At 41.5% G+C, this 17,952-nt stretch carries 16 protein-coding genes; 4 read left to right on the forward strand and 12 right to left on the reverse strand.

The window, feature by feature from the left end; translation table 11 throughout:
* Positions 1 to 48: 48 nt before the first annotated feature.
* From deoD to CTN01_RS12660, 6 genes are all read right to left on the reverse strand, one after another.
* Positions 49 to 771: a purine-nucleoside phosphorylase gene (deoD, locus tag CTN01_RS12635; protein WP_005369502.1), complete on the reverse strand. Its 723-nt coding sequence runs from the start codon at positions 769 to 771 to the stop codon at positions 49 to 51.
* A 172-nt stretch (positions 772 to 943) separates the two neighbouring features.
* Complete coding sequence (locus CTN01_RS12640) at positions 944 to 2,164, reverse strand: phosphopentomutase (RefSeq protein WP_045149162.1); 1,221 nt, start codon at positions 2,162 to 2,164, stop codon at positions 944 to 946.
* Between the two features lie 10 nt (positions 2,165 to 2,174).
* The gene (gene deoA / locus CTN01_RS12645; RefSeq protein ID WP_045149161.1) at positions 2,175 to 3,506 is read right to left on the reverse strand and encodes a thymidine phosphorylase; all 1,332 of its coding nucleotides are present in this window, start codon (positions 3,504 to 3,506) and stop codon (positions 2,175 to 2,177) included.
* 211 nt (positions 3,507 to 3,717) lie between these two features.
* The gene (deoC, locus tag CTN01_RS12650; protein ID WP_045149160.1) at positions 3,718 to 4,494 is read right to left on the reverse strand and encodes a deoxyribose-phosphate aldolase; all 777 of its coding nucleotides are present in this window, start codon (positions 4,492 to 4,494) and stop codon (positions 3,718 to 3,720) included.
* Positions 4,495 to 5,093: 599 nt separating this feature from the next.
* Positions 5,094 to 6,386, reverse strand: a complete 1,293-nt coding sequence (locus CTN01_RS12655; RefSeq protein WP_045149159.1) for a NupC/NupG family nucleoside CNT transporter — start codon at positions 6,384 to 6,386, stop codon at positions 5,094 to 5,096.
* A gap of 219 nt (positions 6,387 to 6,605) precedes the next feature.
* Complete coding sequence (locus CTN01_RS12660; RefSeq protein WP_107188460.1) at positions 6,606 to 7,388, reverse strand: TatD family hydrolase; 783 nt, start codon at positions 7,386 to 7,388, stop codon at positions 6,606 to 6,608.
* 217 nt (positions 7,389 to 7,605) lie between these two features.
* Here CTN01_RS12660 and prfC point away from each other — a divergent pair, with 217 nt between their 5' ends.
* Entirely contained in the window at positions 7,606 to 9,195 is a 1,590-nt protein-coding gene (gene prfC, locus CTN01_RS12665; RefSeq protein WP_045083764.1) for a peptide chain release factor 3, read from the forward strand.
* Between the two features lie 74 nt (positions 9,196 to 9,269).
* Here the strand turns inward: prfC and rimI are convergent, their stop codons facing one another.
* The 5 genes from rimI to ubiT all read right to left on the reverse strand — a co-directional run bounded on the left by rimI (position 9,270) and on the right by ubiT (position 12,582).
* Complete coding sequence (rimI, locus tag CTN01_RS12670) at positions 9,270 to 9,725, reverse strand: ribosomal protein S18-alanine N-acetyltransferase (protein WP_005369527.1); 456 nt, start codon at positions 9,723 to 9,725, stop codon at positions 9,270 to 9,272.
* Positions 9,715 to 10,116, reverse strand: a complete 402-nt coding sequence (locus tag CTN01_RS12675; protein WP_005369529.1) for a DNA polymerase III subunit psi — start codon at positions 10,114 to 10,116, stop codon at positions 9,715 to 9,717. Before CTN01_RS12675 ends, rimI begins: the two co-directional genes overlap by 11 nt.
* 171 nt (positions 10,117 to 10,287) lie before the next feature.
* Complete coding sequence (locus CTN01_RS12680) at positions 10,288 to 11,385, reverse strand: glycerol dehydrogenase (protein ID WP_045149158.1); 1,098 nt, start codon at positions 11,383 to 11,385, stop codon at positions 10,288 to 10,290.
* A gap of 182 nt (positions 11,386 to 11,567) precedes the next feature.
* The gene (locus CTN01_RS12685) at positions 11,568 to 12,071 is read right to left on the reverse strand and encodes a GNAT family N-acetyltransferase (RefSeq protein WP_045149157.1); all 504 of its coding nucleotides are present in this window, start codon (positions 12,069 to 12,071) and stop codon (positions 11,568 to 11,570) included.
* Positions 12,061 to 12,582 (reverse strand): ubiquinone anaerobic biosynthesis accessory factor UbiT, encoded by a 522-nt coding sequence (ubiT, locus tag CTN01_RS12690; RefSeq protein WP_045132398.1) that lies wholly within the window; start codon positions 12,580 to 12,582, stop codon positions 12,061 to 12,063. Before ubiT ends, CTN01_RS12685 begins: the two co-directional genes overlap by 11 nt.
* Positions 12,583 to 12,809: 227 nt before the next feature.
* On the opposite strand from ubiT, the gene CTN01_RS12695 reads away from it, so the two are divergent.
* The 3 genes from CTN01_RS12695 (at position 12,810) to CTN01_RS12705 (ending at position 16,886) form a co-directional block, all read left to right on the forward strand.
* Positions 12,810 to 14,843: a sensor domain-containing protein gene (locus tag CTN01_RS12695; protein ID WP_045149156.1), complete on the forward strand. Its 2,034-nt coding sequence runs from the start codon at positions 12,810 to 12,812 to the stop codon at positions 14,841 to 14,843.
* A gap of 146 nt (positions 14,844 to 14,989) precedes the next feature.
* Positions 14,990 to 15,997, forward strand: a complete 1,008-nt coding sequence (gene ubiU, locus CTN01_RS12700; RefSeq protein ID WP_045130299.1) for a ubiquinone anaerobic biosynthesis protein UbiU — start codon at positions 14,990 to 14,992, stop codon at positions 15,995 to 15,997.
* Positions 15,998 to 16,007: 10 nt separating this feature from the next.
* On the forward strand, positions 16,008 to 16,886 hold the full coding sequence (locus CTN01_RS12705; protein WP_045128379.1) for a U32 family peptidase: 879 nt from the start codon (positions 16,008 to 16,010) through the stop codon (positions 16,884 to 16,886).
* Between the two features lie 40 nt (positions 16,887 to 16,926).
* Here the strand turns inward: CTN01_RS12705 and nlpI are convergent, their stop codons facing one another.
* On the reverse strand, positions 16,927 to 17,847 hold the full coding sequence (gene nlpI / locus CTN01_RS12710) for a lipoprotein NlpI (protein WP_045083757.1): 921 nt from the start codon (positions 17,845 to 17,847) through the stop codon (positions 16,927 to 16,929).
* Between the last annotated feature and the right edge of the window lie 105 nt (positions 17,848 to 17,952).

Below are 17,952 nucleotides of genomic sequence, written 5' to 3' on the forward strand. Positions count from 1 at the left end.
GGAAACAGCGCGAACTGTTTCCGTTTTTTTGTGCGTAATCAGTAAAGATTATGCTTCTGCATCACCTAGGATCACAGAATCTAACGCGATTTCGATCATCTCGTTGAATGTCAATTGACGCTCTTCCGATGTTGTTGCTTCGCCACGTAGGATATGATCAGAAACAGTACAAATAGTTAGTGCTTTAGCACCAAACTCAGCTGCAACACCATAGATACCAGCCGCTTCCATCTCAACACCAACGATGCCGTACTTATCCATTGTTTTGAAGAATTCAAAATCAGGGTTGTAGAATAGATCAGCAGAGAAGATATTCCCCACTTTAACAGGAATACCTTTTGCTTTTGCTGCATCTACCGCATTTTGTACCATGCCGAAATCAGCAATCGCTGCAAAGTCATGACCGCCAAAACGAATGCGGTTTACTTTTGAATCTGTTGATGCGCCCATACCGATAACAACATCACGTAACTTAACGTCATCACGTACAGCACCACAACTACCCACACGAATGATCTTCTTCACACCAAAATCTTTAATTAATTCTGTTGCGTAGATAGAACATGATGGGATACCCATACCATGACCCATAACTGAGATCTTGCGACCTTTATATGTGCCAGTGAAGCCTAACATACTACGTACATTACATACTTCTTTAGCATCTTCTAGGAAAGTTTCAGCGATGTATTTAGCACGTAGCGGATCGCCCGGCATTAAAACTACATCTGCAAAATCACCCATTTCAGCATTAATATGTGGAGTAGCCATAGTTGTATCCTTTTCCTATTTTTAGTTAGCTGTCAGTGTTAAAAATTAATCACTAACGTTAAGCTAAACTTGCTGTGATTGCTTGGCATTATAAAGTGGAAAATGCTAAACAATCATGTCTTTTTTATAATAAATAAGGGTATATAAGATTTACCCTTATGTTTAATTTGAGTTATAGAAACGACTTACCATATTCCATATCTGTTGTACCGAAGTACTCAGCTAGGCTCTGACCAATATCAGCAAAGCTTTCACGTAAACCTAATGAGCCGGGCTTCACTTTAGGGCCAGATACCAATACTGGAATATGTTCGCGAGTATGATCTGTGCCTGGCCATGTTGGATCACAACCGTGATCGGCGGTAATGATAAGTACATCGTCACCTTGAAGTAACGCTAAAATCTCAGGAAGACGGCGGTCGAAGTACTCAAGCGCTGCCGCATAACCCGCAACATTACGACGGTGACCGTAGGCTGAATCAAAATCAACAAAGTTAGTAAATACGATTGTGTTGTCACCCGCTTGTTTAATTTGTTCAAGTGTCGCATCAAATAAAGCAGGAATACCTGTCGCTTTTACTTTGCTTGAAATACCACAGCCTGCATAGATATCGGAAATTTTACCAATCGATACTACTTCGCCTTGTTTTTCATCAACAAGCTTTTGCAAAATCGTTGCTGCAGGCGGCTCAAGTGACAAGTCACGGCGGTTACCCGTACGCTCAAATTGACCTTTACCTGCACCGATAAATGGACGCGCGATAACACGACCGATGTTGTAATCTTCTAGCTCTTCACGAGCAATTTGGCAAAGCTCTAATAGACGCTCTAAACCGAATGTTTCTTCATGGCACGCAATTTGGAATACTGAGTCGGCAGACGTATAGAAGATAGGCATACCCGTCTTCATGTGCTCTTCACCCAAATCATCAAGTACTTGTGTACCTGATGCATGGCAGTTACCTAAGAAGTCCTCTAAGCCTGCACGAGCAAGAATGCGATCAGTCAGTTCTTTAGGGAAACTGTTTTCTTTATCGCTAAAGTAACCCCATTCAAACAATACAGGTACACCCGCAATTTCCCAGTGACCAGACGGTGTGTCCTTACCTGAAGAAAGCTCTTGCGCATGACCATAAGCACCAGTGATCTCTGAGTTTGGATCCATGCCTTCAGGGAAGTTACCGCATGATTCTTCACACGCTTTCGCTAGCCCGAGTTTGGTTAAATTAGGTAAGTGTAATGGGCCGTTGCGATCGCCGTTATTGGCTTCGCCACGCGCACACGCTTGTGCTATATGACCTAAGGTATTTGCACCTACATCACCAAATTTATCTGCGTCTGCAGAGGCACCAATACCAAAGGAATCTAGCACTAAAATAATTGAACGTTTCATTGTTACTCCATTACACATCTTGTTTGCCGATACGACGGTAAACTTCAGGGGTCGCTTCAGGTTTATTCTCATTCACCGTAATATTACTGCGAATCGCTTTCGCAGCTTCTTCCCATTGCGCTTCAGTATGAGCATGTACCATTGCAAGAGGGGTATCAGCGTAAACTTCATCACCTAAACGGATCATGTCACTAAAACCAACAGCATAGTCAATATTATCGCTAGCAACACGACGACCACCGCCCATACCAACAACCGCCATACCTAAGCCACGGGTGTCCATAGCATGAGCAAAACCCGTTGTTTCTGCAAATACTGGTTTTACAATCTCAGCTTTCTCTAAGTAGTTGTCATAGTTTTCAATAAAATCAGTAGGGCCACCTAAGCCTGCTACCATTTTACCAAATCGCTCAGCCGCTTGACCGTTATCTAATACAGCCTGTAGTTTTGCACGCGCTTGTTGGGTATCAGCAGCTAATTTACTGATCACTAACATTTCTGCACACAGTGCCATGGTTACTTCGAACAGACGAGGGTTACGGTACTCACCAGTTAGAAACTGTACCGCTTCACGTACTTCAACTGCGTTACCAGCGCTTGATGCTAATACTTGGTTCATGTCAGTTAGTAATGCAGAAGTACAAGTGCCAGCACCATTTGCGACAGCAACAATTGATTTCGCAAGATCTTCAGATGCTTGGTACGTTGGCATGAAAGCGCCAGAGCCAACTTTGACATCCATTACAAGATAATCTAAACCAGCCGCCAATTTCTTCGACAAAATAGAGGCGGTAATAAGCGAGATATTATCAACCGTCGCTGTTACATCACGAGTTGCGTACACACGTTTATCCGCTGGCGCTAAATCACCTGTCTGGCCAATAATCGCCACACCGGCTTCTTTAGTTACTTTACCGAATACTTCATTGGTTGGTGTGATGTTATAACCTGGAATAGCTTCTAATTTATCTAATGTGCCACCCGTATGACCTAAGCCACGACCTGAGATCATTGGCACGTAACCACCACATGCAGCAACCATTGCACCTAGCATCAGCGAAGTGACATCACCTACACCACCGGTTGAGTGCTTATCAACAATAGGACCATCAAAGTGCATGTATCCCCAATCAATCACCATGCCTGAATCACGCATCGCACAAGTTAAGGCAACACGCTCATCCATCGTCATATCATTAAAATAAATCGCCATTGCAAATGCGGCGATTTGGCCTTCAGAAACGGTATTTTTCGCTACACCTTGAATGAAAAAGTTAATTTCATCGGCGCTTAATTCAATATTGTCACGTTTTTTACGAATGATTTCTTGAGGTAAGTACATGCTGTTCCTCTTTTTTTAATTCAGCGAAGTAGGGATTACCAATGCTTTAATTATTTTTCATTTTGCTTTATTTCTAAATTTTAGGTGCAAAAAAGGCAACAACCACGAAAGTGCAGTGCTGAAAAAGCCAATTAAAGAATTAGTACGACATTAATCATGCCGCCAGAGAGTTAAAAACAAGGTGGCATTTCACCACCTTGTTTATAAAGGATTAGTAGCCGCCTTGCGCCGCTTCTTCACCTTCACCTAATGTGTGTAACAGATTAGCAAGTAAGCTCGATGCACCAAAACGGTAGTGACGACTATCAGCCCACTCTGCACCAAGAATATCATCAGCCATTGCTAGGTATTGCTGTGCATCTTCAGCGGTACGAACACCACCAGCAGGCTTAAAGCCAACAGTTTTAGCAACGCCCATATCTTTGATCACGTTAAGCATGGTTTGTGCGTATTCAGGTGTTGCATTAACAGGCACTTTACCGGTTGATGTTTTAATAAAATCAGCACCTGCTTTAATTGAAATTTCAGATGCTTGTTTAATTAGCGCTTCAGTTTTTAGCTCACCCGTTTCGATAATAACTTTAAGCAGTACGTTATCGCCACATGCTGCTTTACATTGCTTCACAAGTTCAAAGCCAACATCAGCATTACCAGCCATAAGTGCGCGGTACGGGAATACTACGTCAACTTCGTCAGCACCGTAAGCCACTGCCGCTTTGGTTTCTGCAACAGCAATCTCGATATCATCATTACCGTGTGGGAAGTTAGTTACCGTTGCAATACGTACATCTGGCGTACCTTGCTCACGTAGTTGCTTTTTCGCTACTGGGATAAAGCGAGGGTAAATACACACTGCTGCAGTATTACCAACCACTGTTTTTGCATTCTTACAAAGCTCGATCACTTTTGCGTCAGTGTCGTCATCGTTCAGTGTTGTTAAATCCATTAATTTAAGTGCACGTAGTGCAGCAGTTTTTAAATCGCTCATGACTATCTCCAGTCGTAATATTACATTTAAAGCGCTTAGCTATAAGACTCTAAATATCAGTATAAACGAAGGTAAAGCGCTAATGATTATTCATTAGGCTACCGAATGCAGTAAGAACTACTGCAACAAATGAGCGGACTTGATTCCTTGAAGTTTCAGTAAGTAAATACTTACCAAATAACTTATCCCTATTCCCGCGCAAGAGCCGACAACTCGTCTGCTCTTACAAATCGCTATATTTGTTAGACTCAATAATAGCAAGACCGCCGTCTTTAGCCTATCAAACTTATGTTTCCACCAGTGGATAATGTGTTTACTAAAATAGAGAATCAGAAACAGTTAATGAGCACTTTTTACGTCATTATATTACTTCTGAGCCTGATGCTACTTGTATCCACACACTCATAATCTGTGGCATAAGAATAGCAGAGTGGAATATAAGAAAAGGGAACGCAATCGATTTTATGAAGTTAATTTAGAACAATAGCCATAATGTTTACTTTTACTGTTGATTACCTTCTATCAACAAAAATATCAGGCATAAAAAAACGCCCCAATTTTCATTGAGGCGTTCTACTTTTATTTGGTTATCTCTACAATTACATTGCTGCTAAAGAGATAAACAGACCAGCAATCGTTGCAGACATTAGGTTAGATAATGTACCTGCTGCTACTGCTTTCATACCAAAGCGAGCAATCTCTGCACGGCGACTTGGAGCAAGGCCACCTAGACCACCAAGTAGGATTGCAACCGATGAAAGGTTTGCGAAACCACATAGTGCGAATGAGATGATAGCTTTCGTCTTCTCACTCATCTCAACACCGGTTTGAGCCACAATCATGCCACCGTCAGCCACGTCTTTTAGGTACGGTGCAAAGTTTAAGTAAGCCACGAATTCGTTAACAACAATCTTCTGACCGATGAATGAACCTGCCACTTGAGCTTCACCCCATGGCACACCGATTAGGTACGCAAGTGGTGCGAAGATGTAGCCTAGGATAAGTTCTAGTGTTAGCTCAGGCATACCGAACCATCCACCAATGCCACCTAGCATACCGTTGATTAGTGCGATTAGACCAATGAATGCTAAAAGCATCGCACCTACGTTTAGCGCAAGCTGCATACCAGATGATGCACCTGCTGCTGCTGCATCAATAACGTTAGCTGGCTTTTCAACGCCTTCTTCGTCGACACCTGCAATTTGCTCTACAGGTTGCTCTGTTTCTGGCTTAATGATTTTAGCAAACAATAGACCGCCAGGGGCTGCCATGAATGATGCTGCAATTAGGTATTCTAGAGGAACACCCATTTGTGCGTAACCTGCAAGTACACCACCAGCAACTGACGCCAAACCACCACACATTACTGCAAATAGTTCAGACTGAGTCATTTTAGGAATGAATGGACGAACAACCAATGGCGCTTCTGTTTGACCAACAAAAATATTTGCTGTCGCTGACATAGATTCAGCGTGAGAAGTACCCAATACTTTACGTAGACCACCACCAAGAATGTTGATAACAACTTGCATCACACCAAGGTAGTAAAGAACACTGATCAACGCAGAGAAGAAAACGATAACAGGAAGAACGCGCAGTGCGAATACGAAGCCGCCACCACCGAACACTTCAAACATTTTGTCCGATGTTAGACCGCCAAATAGGAAATTGATGCCGTCATTACCATAAGCAATAACGTTAGCAACTGCCTGAGACATGCCATACAGCACATCACGACCAACTGGTACATAAAGAACAAATGCACCTAATAAAAATTGGATAGCGAACGCGCCTCCAACAGTACGTAGATTAATTGCTTTACGGTTGTCTGATAGTAGTACCGCAATAAGTAGCAGTACAACCATCCCAACCAGGCTCATAAACATGCTCATGGTTTATGTCTATCCTATTAAGTTAATTTTGGCGTCTCGACAATTCGGCTCTTTAAGAGTCCGGCGCATTATACGCATGCAACCGCTAACAAAGTAATGCCATCATCACAGTTTTATGGCCACAACCATGCAAGAGTTTCTTGGTCTGTGATCTTTCTCACAAACTAACCAAACCAAAAAGCAAACGTTTTACGCAATCGGTTGCCTTTTGCACCAAGATCACGATGGGATTTTAAAAAGTTCATGTGCAGTTAAGGTTGTCGCTTCAGTTACAGACTCGATACTGATTCCTTTAAGAAGTGCGATAGCATTCATAATGTGAGCAATTCTTTCCGGTCTGTTCGGCTGACCTTGGAAACCACATACAGGCATATCTGGCGCATCGGTTTCTAGCACAATCTCAGAAAGGGGTAGTTTCGCGATAGCCTCTCGCGTTTTTTTTGCACGCTCATAAGTAATAGTACCGCCAACACCAATTTTTAAACCTAGATCTATTAATTGAACCGCTTGCTGATAACTGCCACTAAACCCATGGTAAACCCCACCTTGAGATGGTGTTTCCGCTTTTATCGCTCGCACTAATTCAGGAAAAGCTTTACGACAATGCAAAATAATCGGCAGTCGATAGATATTCGCTAACTGTAATTGTGCTTGTAACCATGTTTGTTGTAATTCTCTATCAACGATTTCAATGGCAAAATCTAGTCCACACTCACCCACAGCAACACATTTTGAATGCGGTTGTTGAACAGCCTCTTTCAACTCGATATTTAAACGCTGACAAACATCACTCGTATGCTCAGCACTAAAGAAAGGATGAATACCTAAACCGTAATAAAGTGCGGGATAACGCTGACATAAACGCTGTACTTTACTCCAATTCGATTGCCCTACTGTTGGGATCACTATCTTTTTCACCCCTCCCTCTTGCGCCAACATCAATGCTCGCTTTGGGTCATTATTAAAGGGTGGAAAATCAAAATGGCAGTGGGTATCTATCATAACTATTCCTGTAGTAACTAATACGTAGATAGTGATTATTCAATATAAGCTTAATGATTATTTCTACCTACTCTCAATGATTCTTATACACCTAGATTGAGTCTCGCGCTAAAATCAGCGACAATAAGAAGCAACTCACTCCATTCATTCTGTTCTGTTGCTTTGCTTGATGTAATACGGCAGCAACGGAGTACTTTTATTAAAAAAGAACACGCTAATGTCGCAAACTCAGTTTCAGGGCGAAGTATCAAAACGTCGTACTTTCGCTATCATCTCTCACCCCGATGCGGGTAAGACCACCATTACTGAAAAAGTACTGTTATTCGGAAACGCTATCCAAAAAGCCGGTACAGTAAAAGGCCGTGGTTCAAACCAACACGCCAAGTCAGACTGGATGGAGATGGAAAAAGAACGTGGTATCTCGGTAACTACATCTGTAATGCAGTTCCCATATAACGAGTGCCTAGTAAACCTTCTTGATACTCCAGGACACGAAGACTTCTCTGAAGATACTTACCGTACCCTAACCGCTGTTGACTCATGTTTAATGGTTATCGATGCGGCAAAAGGTGTCGAGGATCGTACTCGTAAGTTAATGGAAGTTACACGTCTACGTGATACACCGATTGTTACTTTCATGAACAAATTGGACCGTGATATTCGTGATCCAATGGAGCTTCTTGATGAAGTGGAAAATGAATTAGGTATGGCTTGTGCCCCTATTTCATGGCCTATCGGTTGTGGTAAAGAATTCAAAGGTGTTTACCATATCCATCGTGATGAAACGATCTTATACAGCACAGGTCAAGGCCACACAATTCAAGATCAACGCATCATTAAAGGGTTAGAAAACTCAGAGCTTGATGAAGCTGTTGGTACAGAGCTTGCCGAACAACTTCGTGAAGAGCTTGAGCTTGTAATGGGCGCATCAAATGAATTTGATGAAGAGCTATTTTTAGCCGGTGAGCTAACACCTGTATTTTTCGGTACAGCACTGGGTAACTTTGGTGTTGATCATATGCTTGATGGCCTAACGGCATGGGCACCTGCACCACTTTCTCGCCAAGCTAATGAGCGTGAAGTTGAAGCAACGGAAGAGAAATTTTCTGGCTTCGTATTTAAGATCCAAGCAAACATGGATCCTAAACACCGTGACCGTATTGCCTTTATGCGTATTGTATCGGGTACTTACACCCAAGGTATGAAAATGAACCATGTTCGTACTGGAAAAAATGTAAGTATCTCTGATGCGGTAACGTTTATGGCAGGTGATCGTTCTCGCGCAGAAACGGCTTATGCTGGTGATATTATCGGTCTACATAACCACGGTACGATTCAAATTGGTGATACCTTCACTCAAGGTGAAAACCTGAAGTTCGCTGGTATTCCTAACTTCGCACCAGAATTGTTCCGTCGTATTCGCCTGAAAGATCCACTAAAGCAAAAGCAGCTATTAAAAGGTCTGGTACAGCTTTCAGAAGAAGGCGCAGTACAGGTATTCCGCCCACTGCAAAACAACGATTTGATCGTTGGTGCGGTTGGTGTACTTCAGTTTGATGTGGTTGTTGCCCGTCTTAAAGCTGAATATAACGTTGAAGCGATCTATGAAGGCGTTAACGTCGCAACTGCACGTTGGGTTGAGTGTAATGACGTGAAAAAACTCGAAGAGTTTAAGCGTAAAAACCAATCTAACCTTGCACTAGATGGTGGCGATAACCTCTCTTATATTGCCCCAACGATGGTTAACTTAAACCTTGCAAAAGAGCGTTTCCCTGAAGTTGATTTCCGTGCAACGCGTGAGCACTAATCACCTCAGCTATATAGAACAAAGCCGAGCATCACGCTCGGCTTTTTTATATCACTTACTCAAGGATTCTATGCTTAGCCAAAAGGCATAAACATATATGCCATGATCAAGGCATCTTCACGACCATTTTCCGTTGGGTAGTAATCAACACGACGATTGGTTTCATTAAAGCCTGTAGCTTCATAAAGTTTATACGCACCAGTATTGCTTTCACGGACTTCTAGCCAAATCTCTTCCGCTTGCTTGGCTTCTAACGCATCAATAAAGCCATTGAGTAACACTTTGCCATATCCCTTTCGTTGATGAGCAGGATCAATCGCGATATTTAACAGTGTTCCTTCACCCGCCACTAATTGACCAAAGCAGTAACCCACTACCTGATCATCAACGACTAACACATAATTTGCTGCAATGCGATTTGGCTCTTTACGGATCATCGACTCAGCCCATGGAAAAGCATGAGCCGCTTGTTCAATACGCCAAACATCATCAACATGCTGGGTGTCTAGTGGAATAATTTTATACGTCATAACTACAGATCTGTTGCCATAATACTTTCTTCGATGAAGGATCATTATGCATTAAGTGTAAAGATACGGAATTTAATACCTGACAGCCCGTCGGGTGAGCCCCTTGGCAACCAGCAAACCAACACCATGTTAAGTGATGCTCACCGACTTGCTCAACGGCTTCAAGCGGTAAACATAATGCTTGTTCTGGCGTTAGTTTCATACTGCTCAGGATCCGTCCGAAAAGCCAAGCGTCATGCTCATTAAGCTCATCATTGGTTATCAATAGTAACTTGCAATGTTCAGGTAAATCGATAACTGGGATCTCTTGATTGGGAAATATTTCAGGCTTTCTAACCTGCCAATAAGTGAGCCCCATTTCTTGTAGAACCTGAATATCACGTTGTTTCATTCCACACCTGCTATCTTTTCTATCAATCACAGCATGTCTTGAGCACGCTATGAGGATCAATGAGCGCAGATCCTACCAAATTACGTATCGGTTGTACTCATAAAGTCTTACTCAAAGCAGAGATAAAAAAATACCGACTCAAGGCCGGTATTTCTATCACATAAAATCAACTTAATCGTGATAACGCTGTGCTAATTCATTGGCCGCAACTACCGCTTGGTATACTTGCTCTGCACTCACAGCAACAGGCATATTACTCATTGAGTTACTTGGAGAACATGCAATATCAACAATCTGACGCCAATCATCTTCAACCCATTCATCAATACCAAAATCAGCCAATGTAAGTGGTAACCCTGCCATTTTGATCACGTAAATAACATTCTCGATTTCTTCAATATCAGCTTTCTCTAGTACCAATTGTACCAATAGGCCAAATGCTACTTTTTCACCATGTTGAATATGTTTAAATTTCTCAAGTGACGACATGCCATTACAAATCGCATGTGCACACGCAATACCGCCAGATTCTGCCGCTACACCACTTAAATACACAATGGCTTCTACCATCTCTTCTAACGCCGGTGTAACTTCCTGACGACGTAAGGCTTCCATCGCCATTTCAACGTTATCTACAATCAGCTCATAACACATCAGAGCCATACCAAGTCCGGTACGTGACACACGTTTTTGTACCAGATTGAGTCCTGCAGCATAACAACAAGCACGCGTTTCAAAAAAGGTCGCTAGCGCATCACCAATACCCGCAGCAAAATATTTTTCAGGCGCTTGCGCAATAATACGAGTATCAGCTAATACCACATCAGGGTTTTGCGGTAATAATAAGTAACGATCAAATTCACCACTCTCTTTATAAATAACAGACACAGCGGTACAAGGTGCATCACTTGAGGCTATTGTTGGGAAGATCACCACAGATGCATTGCTATAATGCGCAACGGCTTTTGCCACATCCATGGTTTTACCGCCACCAATACCAACAACAACATTTGCATTTTGTGTTGTTACTATCTTACGTAAACGTTCAATTTCATTATCAGTACATTCATACTGAAATTTCTCGCAATATGTCTTGATCCCCGCAAGCTCTAAACAAGGCACCGCTTCTTGTTGAACGCGTTCTAAAATAAAATCATCACAAATCAATAAGGCATTATTGCCAAAATCTTTTATAAAAACATCAAGTTGAGAAAGTAAATCTTGACCAATAATGAATTTTTTTGGCGATGTGATGCTGCGAGGGATCATCGGTGACAGTCCTAATTATATTTATATAAGTAACAAACTATCACGATGTAGTAATTAGCTATATGTAGAAATTAGATATCTTACTTCTCAATACTAATGATTTTTCAATATAAAAAGCACAGCGTGGTATAGCTGTGCTTTCATTGTAAGATGTTAAAGCATTAAATACGTACGAACTGTATTTATAGTGAGTTGAATTCGTTACAGTATTCAACCTTACCTTGATATTGTGCGACAGATTCAGGAAGAACTTCATAAACCATAAACGTATTTTCTGTATCAGGCAAAGTAGCGGTTAGTTGATGATCAACGGCTTTTTTAAAACCCGCTTTTTCATAATATTCAGGATCCCCCACAGCCACTATAACGGGATAGTCAAAATCTGCGAGTACACTTTTAGCTTCTTCAAGCAACGTTAAAGCAATTCCCTGATTTTGGTAATCGTCACGAACCGCTAAAGGCGCAAGGCCTTGCCAATTAGTGTCAACACCATTAACTGTTACAGGACTAAAAAAGGCATACCCCACCACTTCACCTTCATCATTACACGCCACCAGCGATAAAGTTCGATTTCCATTTTCGCGTAACGCCATAACAAGTTTAGCTTCAGCATCTGTGGGAAATACAGCTTTTAATAGCGTATCAATAGTTAAGATATCAGCGGGAGCTTCGGATCTAATGAGCATTTAAGGCCTCTTGGGCAGCACTGCGATCATGCATACCTTGATGAATGAAATCGGCAGATTGCTGCAAAATAAATTTCACAGGAGCAGGTAAAGAATCAAGATCGATACTATCCATCAAGTTTTTAACTTCTAGCCCTAGCTCAGTATCACCTTCAATTCGAAGACGACGTTGGAAGAACAGTGTATCAGGATCTTCCTTACGTGCAGCAATAAGTACTAAATCATTACACTCACCACTGAAACTCACATCTTCTTGTTCACAAGACTCTGCTACAACTAACTTTTCATCTTCGTAACTTATAAACCACTGTAAGCCTAAATCACGCACTTCAACTTTAAGCCAACGATCTTCTAAAAACTCAAAATCACCATCCTCTAGTGCCTCTTTGAAAACCATAGCTAAGCCATCCAACATCACTTTTTTCTGAAGCGAAAAAGGTGTCAGTTTGGCAGGTACACGCAGTAATGAAGGACCATGTTGAACTAGTTGTTTTCGAAGTTGAGCAATCACTATGATTTATTCCTGTTTAAAATCGCACTTATTCTTCGATTGTATGGCAAGATCGCTATTTCGTTTTATGCCTTGAGTCAAAAAAAATGCTTCTGTTTCAGCAAAGTTGATAATAATTTTCGCTATGTTGGGTAGATTCGAGTTAGAGTACAGAGATAAATAAAAATACGATTGCCTACTATTCAGCAATGCACATATCTGCACAAATTATGGAGAATGGTGACGACATGCCAACAGAGCAACTAGATTATTGGTTTCCTTTGCTGACGGATAATAGCCCCTTCTTTTTTGCCATCCTTGATCGCCAACATAACTATCACGCGGTAAATAATCGCTTTAGTGAAATCAGTGGTCTTGAGCGAGAAGAATTACTCGGCAATAACGACACCAATGTCCTAGGTCAACATTATTATCACTCCCTTAAACCTTACTATGAACGTGCATTTAATGGTGAAAGTATTGAGGCTGAAGTCGTGCTTAACGATAGCCGACATGAATCAAGTCTACATTTTAGTCTTGCTCCATTATTAGATAGCAACGGCGCTATCCAGCATATTATTCTACATTCAATTGATACCTCTGAACGTCAGATCTTAATCCATTCATTAGAAGAGACAGAACATCAGTTAACACAATTGAATAACTTGATCACTGAAGGCATTTGTTTAGTTGAAAATAACATTATTATTAATGCGAATGATCAAGCCGCAATACAACTTGGTTTACAATCAAAAAAAGAATTACTTGGGTGCCCACTAGATCAACTCCTGCAAGATAATCAGAAACAGCCTTGCACCAGTCATCGTTTAAAAAATAATGATAATAAAGAGACCATAAACTACTTTCCGATTATTCATAACGAACAGACTAAGCCTTTAAAGCTGACTATCTCTCCTGTTAAACAAATGGGTACTGAAGCGTTACTGGTAAAGCTCGAAAGCATCCAAGAAAAAGACAATAAGCGCCAGCAAGGGCAAATTGAACAGCTAGTACAAATGGATCCATTAACTGGTTTGCTCAATCGTCACGGTTTTACTCGTCAATTAGACCAACTGATGAAAGCAGAAACGCCTGTCGTGATGCTTTATATTGATATTGATAACTTTAAAAATATCAATGATTCACTTGGTCACCACATTGGCGATAAAGTGCTACAAGAAATTGCACAACGCTTACGTCGATTGCTGCCTGAAACGGCCATTTTGGGCTATTTAAGCGGTGATGAATTTGCGATCCTATTACCAAACCCTGAGCATGAACGCACTGGCGAGATTATCTCAGAGCAAATCATAGCACTGGTTAATCAACCGTTTGAACTGCGTCACTTTAGAAAGCACTTAGCCTGCTCAATTGGAATGGTCACCTCCCCGGGGCACGGTAATGATGCCCGCATGATGCTACAAAATGCCGATACCGCCATGTATGAAGCGAAACATCGAGGTCGAAACCGCTTAGTTGAATTTAATGATGCCATGAGCAAAGAAGCGCGAATGCGTTTATGGCTGGAAATAGAGTTACAAAAAGCACTGCAAAATAATGGTCTTGAAGTCTGGTATCAACCAAAAGTTAATGCCCGTGACTTTGCAATTGACGGCGCAGAAGCGTTAGTGCGTTGGAAGCACCCTGTAGAAGGCTATATTAGCCCAGCTCAATTTATTCCTGTCGCAGAAAGCTCTGGCTTAATTGAACAATTAGGCTGCGCGGTCATGCGTGAAGTATTCAGCACCGTCAGTCAGTGGAAAAAACGTAAACTGCTAACAGGACGAGTCGCAATTAACTTATCGCCGCAACAGTTTGGTAATTCTGGCTTAATAAACTTTGTTGATAAATTACGTTTATCAACAGATATCAACCCTGCCGATATTACCTTTGAGCTGACAGAAAGTGCGGTAATGAGTGATGGTGAACATACCATCCAAATGCTCAATGCTATTAAGCAACTAGGCTTTGCTTTGTCGATTGATGACTTTGGTACTGGGTATTCATCGCTCTCTTATCTTGCGCGTTTTCCCTTAGATGAACTTAAAGTGGATCGCGCGTTTATCCAAGATATCGACACTATCCCCAAACAGGTAACCTTGATTGAAAACATCATCAACTTAGGTAAATCACTAAAAATGAGTGTTGTCGCCGAAGGGATTGAAACACGTCAACAAGCCACACTGCTATCTAATTTAAATTGTGATTATATCCAAGGTTTTCACTTCTATCGCCCCATGCCAAAGCATGAATTGGAAGCCATTTTATTGCAAAACAAATGAGTCAAAAAAACCACAAAAAAGGAGCGATAACGCTCCTTTTTATTAATAAAAACAACGAAAACCTGCCTAAAATCAAAGCACCATAAGATAAAGAATTTTAGTATCAAAGGTCATAATTTTATTCAAAGACTGGATGATAAAAAATAATGGAGCTTCTCTGCCCCGCTGGTAACCTTCCAGCCTTAAAAACCGCAATTGATAATGGTGCAGATGCCGTTTATATCGGTTTCAAGGATGATACTAACGCCCGCCATTTTGCTGGTTTAAACTTTACAGGCCGTAAACTCGAAAAAGCCGTACAGTACGTAAAAGATCACGACCGTAAATTACATGTTGCACTCAACACCTTTGCCCATCCCGATGGTTTCAACCGCTGGACAAAAGCGGTAGATAATGCAGCCGCTATGGGGGTTGATGCGCTGATTGTCGCTGATATTGCAGTACTAGAATATGCCGCAACAACGTACCCTGACTTAGAACTTCACCTATCAGTACAAGCTTCAGCAACTAACACTGCGGCGATTGATTTTTATAAACAAAATTTCAATATAAAACGCGTTGTATTACCACGCGTTTTATCTATCCACCAAGTAAAACAACTGGCACGTAATACGGATATGGAGCTAGAAGTCTTTGCTTTTGGTAGCCTATGTATTATGTCAGAAGGACGTTGCTACTTATCGTCTTATATGACAGGTGAATCCCCTAATACTGTAGGCGCTTGTTCACCGGCCAAATTTGTCCGTTGGCAAGAAACGCCACAAGGCTTGGAGTCTCGCCTAAACGAAGTACTCATTGATCGCTATGGCCATGGTGAAAACGCTGGCTACCCTACATTGTGTAAAGGTCGCTTTGATATCAACATCGATGGTGAAAACAAACGCTATCATGCCCTTGAAGAGCCAACGAGCCTAAACACCCTTGAGATTCTTCCTGAGCTATTTAAGGCCAATATCGCCTCAGTAAAAATTGAAGGTCGTCAGCGTAGCCCTGCTTATGTTGAACAGGTCACCCGCACATGGCGTGCAGCGATTGATCACTATTTAGCTAATCCAGAAGGCTATCAAGTAAATCCGGCTTGGAATGCATGTCTTGGTAATGTATCAGAAGGTAAACAAACGACTCTCGGTGCTTATCACCGTAAATGGCAATAGGAGCCAAACCATGAAATATTCTCTTGGCCCATTACTTTACTTCTGGCCTAAAAATGATGTTGAAGCGTTTTACCAACAAGCAAAAAGCAGTAATGTTGATATCATTTATTTAGGCGAAAGTGTGTGTTCAAAGCGTCGTGAGCTAAAGCCTGCACAATGGTTAGATATCGCAAAAGATATTGCCGATAGTGGAAAACAAGTGGTGTTATCGACCATGGCTCTACTCGAAGCGCCAAGCGAAGTGAACATCATGAAAAAATACATCGATAACGGTGATTTTATCATTGAAGCTAACGACGTTTCTGCGATTCAATTAGCCTCTGAAGCAAAAATCCCTTTTGTCGTTGGCCCTGCAGTTAACTGTTATAACGCCCAAACATTAAACCTGTTTTTAAAACAAGGTATGACCCGTTGGTGTATGCCAGTTGAGTTATCGCGTGAATGGTTAAATAACACCTTAATCGAGTGTGAAAAACTTGGCATTCGGAATAAATTTGAAACGGAAGTGTTTAGCTATGGCTATCTACCGTTAGCGTATTCTGCCCGTTGCTTTACTGCTCGCGCAGAGAATCGCGCCAAAGATGACTGTGAAACCTGCTGTATTAAGTACCCACAAGGGATCACGGTAAATAGCCAAGAAAATCAAAAAGTCTTTACTCTAAATGGTATTCAGACCCAATCAGGCTACTGCTATAACCTGATAAACGATCTTAAAGGTATGGCAGATATTGTTGATGTCGTGCGTTTGAGCCCACTTGGCCTTGATACATTATCTTTGGTTGATGATTTCCGTGCTAATGAACAAAGTGCAACTCGTCATCACCTAGAGAATAGTCATCAATGTAATGGTTATTGGCATAGCTTGGCTGGATTGAACATCAGCGAATAATTGCTTAAATACAAAAAAAGCCGCTAATGCGGCTTTTCTTTTATCCCCCAGGGACTACTGGGACGGTTTCTTCATTTTGTGTATCAGGGGATTGATCTTGATACGCAGAGTATAATCGACTGAGCTCAAGGAGCGACAATCGGTGTTCAATAAACTCATACACATTACCTGCTAACGCCAATTTATAGAGCATTACCGCGGTAGAATAATCCTGATTGTTTTGATGTAGCTTACCTAGATAAAAATACGCTTCTGTTAAATGCTCTGCAAGTTGATCGTTATTTTCGCTCTGCTCTGCAATATCACTGAGTAACTGCCGCTCTGTAATTTGTCCTAAAAACAAACGTACCAACTGCCATCCCCACGCTTTTTTATCACTGGCATCATAACGCTGTTTTAATTGAGCTTGAGCCTTATCTGGGGTTAATTCAACATCATTTAGGTATAGCCAGATCACGCGATACGGATCATTATGATCTTGTTCGTAATGAGGTAATAGATCTTGATTCGCTAATTCATAGCGCTCACCGTAATACAAGGCAATACCGCGATTACGTTGAGCATAAAGATGGTTAGGTGCTAACTCTAAGGTAGAATCAAACGCTTCATAAGCCGCATCAAAATGTGCCATTTGGGTAAAATAGACCCCTAAAACATTATATAAATCGGGTTGATTTGGTTCTAAAGTGAGGGATTTATTAAAATCTAATCGCGCTAAATCACGCAGTCCTAAGCTGTCATTAACTAGCCCACGCTCGTAATATATTTTCGCTAATGTTGCCTGTGGAATATCGTCTCGCTGCAAAATTTGATCAATGCGAGCTAATTGAATTTGCTGCTGTAACGTTGGTTGGAATGGAATAGCCATCGGTGGATGGGTCCACTTGGTTGGCATAGCCGAACAGCCTGTTAGCATCATCGCTACAGTCATAACGGCAAATGTAAAGCGAGTTGCTATCAAAGCACTTCTCCCTAAGGCTTAATAATCACGGTCCTATTGTATTACTCTACATCATAGAACACTGCATGATGTTTTTTAGATAACAAAAAGGGGCTAGATAGCCCC

The sequence above is a fragment of the Photobacterium angustum genome, from assembly GCF_003026365.1.
GTDB lineage: Bacteria > Pseudomonadota > Gammaproteobacteria > Enterobacterales > Vibrionaceae > Photobacterium > Photobacterium angustum.

Bases quoted from the DNA above. Each gene is read 5' to 3' on its own strand.
- deoD (WP_005369502.1), bottom strand. From the start codon at position 771: ATGGCTACTCCACATATTAATGCTGAAATGGGTGATTTTGCAGATGTA.
- CTN01_RS12640 (WP_045149162.1), bottom strand. From the start codon at position 2,164: ATGAAACGTTCAATTATTTTAGTGCTAGATTCCTTTGGTATTGGTGCC.
- deoA (WP_045149161.1), bottom strand. From the start codon at position 3,506: ATGTACTTACCTCAAGAAATCATTCGTAAAAAACGTGACAATATTGAA.
- deoC (WP_045149160.1), bottom strand. From the start codon at position 4,494: ATGAGCGATTTAAAAACTGCTGCACTACGTGCACTTAAATTAATGGAT.
- CTN01_RS12655 (WP_045149159.1), bottom strand. From the start codon at position 6,386: ATGAGCATGTTTATGAGCCTGGTTGGGATGGTTGTACTGCTACTTATT.
- CTN01_RS12660 (WP_107188460.1), bottom strand. From the start codon at position 7,388: ATGATAGATACCCACTGCCATTTTGATTTTCCACCCTTTAATAATGAC.
- prfC (WP_045083764.1), top strand. From the start codon at position 7,606: ATGTCGCAAACTCAGTTTCAGGGCGAAGTATCAAAACGTCGTACTTTC.
- rimI (WP_005369527.1), bottom strand. From the start codon at position 9,725: ATGACGTATAAAATTATTCCACTAGACACCCAGCATGTTGATGATGTT.
- CTN01_RS12675 (WP_005369529.1), bottom strand. From the start codon at position 10,116: ATGAAACAACGTGATATTCAGGTTCTACAAGAAATGGGGCTCACTTAT.
- CTN01_RS12680 (WP_045149158.1), bottom strand. From the start codon at position 11,385: ATGATCCCTCGCAGCATCACATCGCCAAAAAAATTCATTATTGGTCAA.
- CTN01_RS12685 (WP_045149157.1), bottom strand. From the start codon at position 12,071: ATGCTCATTAGATCCGAAGCTCCCGCTGATATCTTAACTATTGATACG.
- CTN01_RS12695 (WP_045149156.1), top strand. From the start codon at position 12,810: ATGCCAACAGAGCAACTAGATTATTGGTTTCCTTTGCTGACGGATAAT.
- ubiU (WP_045130299.1), top strand. From the start codon at position 14,990: ATGGAGCTTCTCTGCCCCGCTGGTAACCTTCCAGCCTTAAAAACCGCA.
- CTN01_RS12705 (WP_045128379.1), top strand. From the start codon at position 16,008: ATGAAATATTCTCTTGGCCCATTACTTTACTTCTGGCCTAAAAATGAT.